The following is a 7,567-nucleotide window of genomic DNA, read 5'->3' as shown; positions in this document are numbered from 1 at the left end:
AACACAACGACGAGCAATACGTCGGCCAGTAACACAACGACGAGCAATACGTCGAGTACCAACACAACGACGAGCAATACGTCGAGTACCAACACAACGACGAGCAATACGTCGGCCAGTAACACAACGACGAGCAATACGTCGAGTACCAACACAACGACCAGCAACACGTCGAGTACCAACACAACGACCAGCAACACGTCGGGTAGCAATACGGACGCTAACCCGACCACTGAGAGATTTGGCAGTGAGGGTTTAGAGGCGCGAGGTTCAGCGGAAGCGTTCTCGGAGACTACCACTTCACATCCCCTATCTGGCGGACTATCACGGCCCGCGTCAGCGAGTCCGGACGCGGATCTGAGCAGGCGGACAAGCGAGGTGAACGTGTGACCGGTTCCGACTGATTTTTGAACTCTGTCAGGACATGAGGCCGTCGACTGGAAAGAGCGAAGTACGGTCTATTCCGAGCGGCTCTGGCTAGCAGTACCCTGAAATCTTGGGCCGGATCTACGGCTTCTCAGACACGCGAAAAGTGACTCCAGCCAATGACCTCAACTTTAGGATAACATCTCAACTGCTGTAGAAGCATTAAGAAATACCATACCCAGCAAATATCGCTGTAAGACCTCCCTACGTCGTCGCTAATGCGATCGGATACAGCAAAGTAACATCGGATAAAATAAATTATCAAGAAAATAATAACGACAATTTATAATATGGGTGTTCGAATTGGCTATTGGTTCCTGTCAAGCGTACTGGACGAACTGGCGATGAGAAATGAAACAATGAACGTACCATTTGTCAACGGCACAGGAGAGGAACCGAACCTACCAGGAAGTGAACTATCTAGAAATGAGTTATTCGACCTGCTATCGAACCGACGACGGCGGTTTGTTCTCCATGCGCTCAAACGCATGGAAGAACCAGTTGAGCTCACCGAGCTTTCCACGCATGTTGCCGCGTGGGAGATGGAAATGGAGCCGGAAGAGATCGATGGCGAGGACCGACGAAGCGTCCACGTGACGCTCCGGCGAACACATCTCCCAAAACTGGATGAGAAGAATGTGATACAGTTTAATGAGTCGGAGAATACGATCCGATCAGCAGATCTACTCGACGACATAGAGGTGCATATCGAGGTGCTTCAAGAAGAAGAGATCTCCTGGAGCTTATACTATATCGGACTCGCCGGTGTCTGCGGTCTGTTATTGATCGCAGTCATCACGGAGGCACCGATATTTGATGCGTTCGAACCGCTCCACGTCGGTTGGCTCACCGCCATCGTGTTTGGAGTGTCGGCTGTCATCCATCGGTACGTCGAACAGCACAGTCGACTCGGCGTAACGGAGCAGCCACCGGAAGTCCATCAGCTAAACTAGCCTGATACCCAATCGGACGGGAGCCCGGGTTCGTCCGTTCGATCGCCACAGTCTGCCTCGATCGCTCTTCGAACAGTACGAACCGGCTGCTAACCACTCGGAACGGTATCAGGTTCGCGACACCACATCGACCATTGCGAGGATGCTCACTCGTGCTACTAGCAGTCACGTCACGATCTCCCTCGATGGTCTGCGAGGCAGAGCCTACCAAGCAGGTCCATCGCGCATGTGACGACACGGGCTTGATTACCGGCCTGCCTCCCCCCGGTCGTCGATCACTCGTTCGCGTCTCGTTCGTGGCGTCGGTCCTCTGCGTCTGTCTGCGGTGGACCGCGCGCAGACGAGTACTCAAAAAAAATATCGTTTCGTATTGAGCGCCGCGGTCGAGAATCACCGATATACGGCTACAGCGACAAGAGGAGTGATCGAGGCCGTCTCAGGCGTCCCCGTCCCTACAACTTGACCCGCTCGCCGACCGCCGGCGCGCTCGTGTCGAATCCGTCCTCGCGCAGATCCGCGGCGAACGCCTCGCAGCGGTCGCCGTGGTTCACCAGCACGCGCGCCCCGCGATACGACGCCAGGAACGACTCCAGCCCCTCGCGGTCGGCGTGCGCGGAGAAGTCGTACGACTCCACCCGCGCGCTGACGGGCTGAACCCGTCCGTTCAGCTCCAACTGCCCGCGCTCCTGAAGCTCGCGGCCCGGCGTCCCCTCGACCTGATACCCCGTCAGCGTCACGAGGTTCGTCGGGTTCGTCCGGATCTCCGGGAGGTACGTCTGGACCGGGCCGCCGGCGAGCATCCCCGATGTGGTGACGACGAGCGCGTTCTCGGCCGCGATCCGCTCGCGCTGTCCGTCGCGGCCCGTCACCGTGCGCGCCCGGCCGACCGCCTCGCCGAACGCGTCCGCGTCGCGCAGGAACGACGGGTACCGCCGGAGGGTCTCCGTCACCTCGACGCCCATCCCGTCGACGTACGGCGTGAGGTCGTTCGCGGCCGCGACGAGGAGCAGCTCCTGCGTCCGGCCGATGGCGAACGCGGGCGCGACGACCGTCCCGCCCTCCCAGATCGTTCGCTCGACGCCCTCGGCCCACGCCGACTCCACCGCGGCGCGGTCCTCGTGGGTCACGTCCGCGTAGGTGGACTCGCAGACGACGACGTCGGCGTCCGGGCGCGCGGTCGTCCCCGCGACCAGCCGCTGGTCGTCGGTGTGGAAGTCGCCGGTGTACAGCAGGCGCGTCTCGCCGTCGTCGACGAGGACGTGCGCGGAGCCCGGGATGTGGCCGGCCGAGAACAGCGTCACCTCGTACCCCCCGTCGTCGATCCCGCCGGCGACCGCGAAGGGTTCCTCGTAACCGTGCCGCCGCTCCACCTCGCCCAGCCGAGCGATGTGTTCCGCGCCGAACGGACACAGCGGGCTGTTGCCGTGGAGCTTCAGCGTGTCCTCGGCGAGCGTCCGCGCGAGCTCGCCCGTCGGCGGCGTCCAGTGGACCGGCGGTCGCCGGTCGCCCTTCAGCAGCGCGGGGACGGCGCCGACGTGGTCGAGGTGCCCGTGCGAGACCACGACCGCGTCTGGCTCCGGGTCCCGAACCGGGTACTGCGGCGGGTCGGCGGTCTTGAGTCCGTAGTCTAGGAGGAGGGTCTCGTCGACGAGGAGGGCGCTCCGACCGACCTCGCGGGCGCCGCCGAGGAGCTCCAGTTCCATCGGAGATCCGTAGCCGCCCGCGGGGTTAGTGTCCGTCGGTCGGGTCGCCGGCGGGAGACCGAACCGCTTCGGTGACCGGCGCCGGCCCGACGACCCAGACCCACGCGGCGAGCATCAGCGCGCCGGGGAGCTCCGGCAGCGCGAGCCCGGTCACGGGCCACCACCCGGCGACGAACGTCGCCCAGACGGCGACGTGGACCGGGGCGAACGCGAGCGCGACGCGGCCGGTCGCCTCGCCTCGCCTGAGCCACCCGTCGACGGCGAAGACCGCCGTGATAAGTCCGTAGAACCCGACTGCCGCAGGGCCGTGAAGCGGCTCGGTGAGATCGAAGGTGCCGATCCCGGCCATCGCGACCATCGCGAGCGCGAGCAGGAGCGCCCGGAGCGGTCGACCGGCTCGTCCGAGGCCCGCGGCGTAGCAGACGCCCGCCGCCCCGCCGACGATCAGTCCCCAGTTGAACGCGACGGCGCTTCCGTCGCGGACGCCCAGGTCGGAGAGGGCGTCGGCCGTCCACGAGAAGGTCGGATCGAGGAGCACCGCGAGCGCGATGCCGCCGAGCGCCGAGAGCGTCGCGACGGCGCCGAACGCGGCCGCGACACGCCCGAATTCGTCGACTTCGGGAGAACGGGAGTCCGCGTCGGTGCCGGCCCGACCGTCGGCTGAGGAGGGCACGGAGGGCGCCATCGACCGCGGTCAGTCGAGCCGCTCGGCCGCGTCGCGCTGGACCAACGGGTCGGCGTTCTCGACCGGGAGGGAGACGACGTCCTCGCTCGCGAGCTCGTACTCCCGCTCGTCGACGCCGAAGATGGCCCCGACGTCGCGGGTGATCCGGACGGTCGCTCGCTCGGTTCCTGCGGCCGGGTCGGCGTCGGCGGTCGTCGGCGAGTCGGCCGCCGGCTCGCCGGCTGGCGCTCCCTCGGGCACCGCTCCGCCGTCCGTCGTCGCGTCAGCGGTCGATTCCTCGTCGGCGTCGCCCGCGGGAGTCCCGTCGCGCTCCTCGTCGACGCCGACCGCTCCCGGAGGCGCCGGATCGGGCGGCACCGGCGTCGGCTCGTCGCCGTTCGCCCCGGTTCCTTCGGCCGGCTCCGATTCGGAGGGATCCGGGCCGCTCTCGGTCGGCTCGGGCGGCGTGGGCGGAGCGTCGGCGGACGGATCGGACTCCCCGCCGCCCATCGCACCGGCGAGCGCGTCCGAGGCGGCGGGGCCGTCGGCGGCGTCCGCCACCTCGGTACTCGGATCCGTCGGCTCCGCGCCCGTCGGGGACGCATCGGTTTCGGATGTCGGGTCGCTCGGCGTCGGGTCGCGCGACCCCGCGGCGTCGGGTGCGGCAGCGGTCTCGTCGGCGATCTCGTCGGTGGTCTGGGAATCGTCCGGGACCGGTGACTCGCCCGCGAGCACGTCGAGCACCTCCGACTTGTTCGCGGTGATGCGCTCGACGAGGTCGTCGAACAGCCGCCGCTCCTCGGTCGTCATCCCCTCCTCGTCGACCGACATGTCGGCCGCGGCGAAGGAGGCGAGCTTGACGACCTTGCCGACCCGGCGCTCGTAGAGGGCCTCCGCGACCTCTTCGGCGGTCTCGACCTCGTCGGAGAGCCGACGGATGTCGTCGTCCTCGAAGGGGTTGTCGACCTGCTCGGCGCGGCGGTCGCGCGCGGCCCGGAGGTCCGCGACGTACGCGCCCACGTCGTCGTAAAACGAGTCCCGCAGGTGCTGGAGGCTGTCCTTCCGGCGCTCTTTCGCCTGCGCGGATCGGAGTTCGTCGAGGTTCATTCGTCGGTGTACTCCGTCATCGTTCGGGGGCTTTCCGCGCCTCGCCGCGGGCCATCAGGAAGACCCCCGCGAACTCCGGCACGGTGTCTCTACCGGATTCAACTCTGACGCGCTCGCCGTTTAATTCTACCGTCCGATCCGCGTCGGTCTCGATCCGTATCTCGCGGCCGACGAACCGGTCGGGAACCGCGTCTCGGAGCGGGTCGAAGTCGGCCAGTTCGCCGCGGTCGAGCGGCGTGACGACGAGCCCGGACCCGCCGTGGAGCGTCCCCGGCAGCCGGATGAGCCGACGGGTGTCGGTGGTCACCGGCTCGTCGATCGGCGCCGCGTCCTCGGCGGCGACGCGCGTCGCGAGCGCCGAGACGAGTCGCCTGACGCCCGGACCGCCCGCCTCCACGTTCCCCTCGCGGACCGCGGTCGGGTTCCGGTCGAACGCGCCGAGGATCGTCTCCGCGCGGCCCTCCCCGATCCCGTCGAGCTCCATCAGCCGCTCGCGGGCGGCCTCCTCGTCCATCTCGCGGAGGTCGTCGGCGTACTCGACCAGGGCGTCGTGGACGCGCGCGCCCCACCCGCCCTCGGTCCGGAGGACGCGCTTCGTCGTCCCGCGCTCCGAGACGGTCCGGATCAGGGCGTCGGTGTCGAGGTCGATCGCGCGCACGTAGTCGACGATCTCACGGCGCGCGTCGCTGTCTAACTCCCGGACGCTCTGATCGCGGACGTGGACGTGGTAGCCGCGCCCCCCGGAGAAGACGACGGTCACGTCCTCGAACGCGAAGTCGTCGTCGAGGAAGTCCAAGAGCCGAAAGAGGGCGTCCTTACACGCCGCCAGCATCTTGGGGTACGAGGTGGTCTCGGGGTCGACGCCGGGGAGGTGGTCGGCGTCTAAGTCGAAGACGAGGTCGGCGTTCCGCCACCCCTTCTGTCCCATCGTCGCAGCCCCCGGCTCGTCGTAGCGCGCGGCCGAGAAGTAGGCGTGTCGCGGCGCGTTGTCCGCGAAGAACGTGTCGACGTCGCCGAGGTCGAACAGCGACCGGTGGCGGACCATCGTCGTCCCCGACCCCGGGGTCCACGGGATGTGGCCCCACTCGCGGAGGTTCGCGTCGGGCGGGAGCGACAGCGACACCGACCGGTAGTAGTCGCCGAACCGCCCCCGGAGGTACTCGCGGGTCCGGTCGTCCATCGTCTCCTCTCGTACCCGCGGTCGACGTATCAACGTTACCGTTCGCGGGCGACCGCGGAAGAAGCGAGATGAGCACGGGGGAAGAAGCGAGATGAGCGCGGGGGGACGACGGATCACGACCCGAGACGCGGTGGCGCGTGCCTGCGAGCGGCCGGAGCGAAGCGGAGGCCGCGAGGAGCACGCGCGAGGGAGTCGGTCGCCCGAGCGGAGCGACGGGCGACCGACGAGGCTGGGGAGGTGTGAGGCTGCGGTGCCGTGTGGGGGGTGGGGCTCAAAGGGGCAGCCGCGAGGGCGAAGCACGACGACGCAAGCACTGGAACGAGGGAGTGAACGGAGTGAGCGACCGAGTGAAGCGCGCAGCGAGTCGCGCGAGTCCTCGCGGCTGGGGCTTTGGAAGTGTTTGCCGCGGCGACGTTACCGACGTACCGGTGAGCATCTGAGACTTCGACGTCGACAGTCGGGTTCACCACCACCTTCGGCCAAACACTATCCGGGACGGCTCCCTATCCCTCTCGTATGCGATCCGAAGAGGAGGTCAGAGAGCAGTACGAGTTCCTCCGCGAGCAGCTGGACGACGAGGAGATGAGCCACCGCGGCGTCGAGGAGCTGTTCACCCACTACAAGCGCGCGATCGGCTGGGTGTTAGAAGAAGAACATATGTGAGCGCCGTACGACACGTTTATGACTCTCTACGCTGTACAGTCTAGTGACGCTTCGTCTGGAGGGCCGAAGCGTCAGCGGGGACCAATCGGCAGGCCTGACGCGGCTTTTTTCCGCGTCGGGCGTGCCTTCTTCGGAAACTCGACCCCTTAGCGTTCCGCTCGTCGCCTCGCGCCCGAGCGGAGTCGCGCGCAGTTCCACGTTCCACGCCGAGCGGCGCCGCCGAGACGCGGCGAGGTTCCGTTTCCGCCTTGCCACGGCAGGTGGTACCGTTCGACTCTCGAACGGATGCGTATCAGTAGATCGAAACGAGTTCCGGCCGCGAGCACGCGGTCCGGACTCGCGTGACAGTTACGGAATTGACAGAACGGACGTCGGTGTTCCGGGGACGTAAGCCCCGCTGTTCGGTCGTACGTGGACTGATATAACGGTATATTTATTTATTTTCGACAGGTATGTATAGTCAGTTGTATGTACGACCTCACAGGTTTTCAGCGCGACCTGCTCTACGTGATCGCGGGGCTCGACGAGCCGCACGGGCTGGCCATCAAAGAGGAGCTCGAAGGGTACTACGAGAAGGAGATCCACCACGGCCGCCTCTACCCGAACCTCGACACGCTCGTCGAGAAGGGGCTCGTCGAGAAGGGCCAGCGCGACCGCCGCACGAACTACTACACGCTGACCCGCCGGGGCCGCCGCGAAATCGAGGCCCGCACCGATTGGGAAGCCGAGTACATCGAGCACTGACGCGGCCGCCCGTTACCCCCGCGACCGGCCGATAGCCGCCGGCCTCCGTCTCCTCTCCTGTTTCCCGCCGGCCTCCCGCCCCGCGCCGCGAACGGTTGGATTCAAGTCGACCCCGAGGGAACTCCGT

The 7,567-nt window shown here is 66.5% G+C and carries 8 protein-coding genes; 3 read left to right on the top strand and 5 right to left on the bottom strand.

Annotated elements, in window-relative coordinates; genetic code table 11:
• Nucleotides 1-299, bottom strand: a 299-nt coding sequence (locus EXE45_RS20280) for a hypothetical protein (protein ID WP_199233590.1), incomplete at its 3' end; no start/stop codon positions are given.
• Nucleotides 300-716: 417 nt separating this feature from the next.
• On the opposite strand from EXE45_RS20280, the gene EXE45_RS02700 reads away from it, so the two are divergent.
• Complete coding sequence (locus EXE45_RS02700) at nucleotides 717-1,379, top strand: transcriptional regulator (RefSeq protein WP_321167244.1); 663 nt, start codon at nucleotides 717-719, stop codon at nucleotides 1,377-1,379.
• A 452-nt stretch (nucleotides 1,380-1,831) separates the two neighbouring features.
• On the opposite strand, the gene EXE45_RS02695 is transcribed toward EXE45_RS02700, so the two are convergent.
• From EXE45_RS02695 to priS, 4 genes are read right to left on the bottom strand one after another with little or no spacing between them, the layout of a single operon-like run.
• Entirely contained in the window at nucleotides 1,832-3,082 is a 1,251-nt protein-coding gene (locus EXE45_RS02695; RefSeq protein WP_137693443.1) for an MBL fold metallo-hydrolase, read from the bottom strand.
• A 25-nt stretch (nucleotides 3,083-3,107) separates the two neighbouring features.
• Nucleotides 3,108-3,767 carry a DUF998 domain-containing protein gene (locus EXE45_RS02690; RefSeq protein WP_092919990.1) on the bottom strand — a complete coding sequence of 220 codons (660 nt, stop codon included), beginning with the start codon at nucleotides 3,765-3,767 and terminating at the stop codon, nucleotides 3,108-3,110.
• 9 nt (nucleotides 3,768-3,776) lie between these two features.
• Nucleotides 3,777-4,853: a hypothetical protein gene (locus tag EXE45_RS02685; protein WP_092919991.1), complete on the bottom strand. Its 1,077-nt coding sequence runs from the start codon at nucleotides 4,851-4,853 to the stop codon at nucleotides 3,777-3,779.
• A 16-nt stretch (nucleotides 4,854-4,869) separates the two neighbouring features.
• Nucleotides 4,870-6,033 carry a DNA primase small subunit PriS gene (gene priS / locus EXE45_RS02680; RefSeq protein ID WP_137693442.1) on the bottom strand — a complete coding sequence of 388 codons (1,164 nt, stop codon included), beginning with the start codon at nucleotides 6,031-6,033 and terminating at the stop codon, nucleotides 4,870-4,872.
• Between the two features lie 516 nt (nucleotides 6,034-6,549).
• On the opposite strand from priS, the gene EXE45_RS20275 reads away from it, so the two are divergent.
• Both EXE45_RS20275 and EXE45_RS02675 read left to right on the top strand, forming a co-directional pair.
• On the top strand, nucleotides 6,550-6,696 hold the full coding sequence (locus EXE45_RS20275) for a hypothetical protein (RefSeq protein WP_167603289.1): 147 nt from the start codon (nucleotides 6,550-6,552) through the stop codon (nucleotides 6,694-6,696).
• Nucleotides 6,697-7,164: 468 nt separating this feature from the next.
• Nucleotides 7,165-7,440 (top strand): helix-turn-helix transcriptional regulator, encoded by a 276-nt coding sequence (locus EXE45_RS02675; RefSeq protein WP_092919993.1) that lies wholly within the window; start codon nucleotides 7,165-7,167, stop codon nucleotides 7,438-7,440.
• The last annotated feature ends 127 nt before the right edge of the window (nucleotides 7,441-7,567 follow it).

Origin of the sequence: Halorubrum sp. SP9, assembly GCF_005435015.1 — an archaeon.
Lineage (GTDB): Archaea > Halobacteriota > Halobacteria > Halobacteriales > Haloferacaceae > Halorubrum > Halorubrum sodomense.
This window is presented reverse-complemented; position numbering and strand designations above follow the sequence as displayed.